At 64.2% G+C, this 324-nt stretch carries 1 protein-coding gene; it reads right to left on the reverse strand.

Annotated features, from left to right (window positions below):
- A partial coding sequence (locus KW849_RS31925) for a contractile injection system protein, VgrG/Pvc8 family (protein ID WP_218433907.1) occupies window positions 1-324 on the reverse strand: 324 nt, incomplete at both ends.

Genomic DNA, 324 nt, shown 5'->3' on the forward strand with positions numbered 1-324 from the left:
TGCCCACGTCCGCGAGCAGACGGCTGATGAAGTCCAGGTCGCTTTCGTTGTACTGCATCACCTGGTCGCGCCGTGGGTACTCGCGTTTGAGCGTGAAGCGGAAGTCCCCGGGGACGAAGTCGTGACGATTGACCAGGATGCTCCTGACGATCTCCGGCACCGATTGATTCTGGTAGATGCGCGTTTGCTGGCCGCGAGCGAGCAGCGCCAGGCGCGGTTGCAGGGTGACTTCATAACGGGCTTCGTCGACCGAGCCGGACAGGCGCTGGCAGCTGGTGATCCGGCCGTACAGGGTGCGCAGGGGTGTGGGCGGTTTGGGCGCTT

Origin of the sequence: Pseudomonas sp. PDM26, from assembly GCF_019219185.1 — a bacterium.
Lineage (GTDB): Bacteria > Pseudomonadota > Gammaproteobacteria > Pseudomonadales > Pseudomonadaceae > Aquipseudomonas.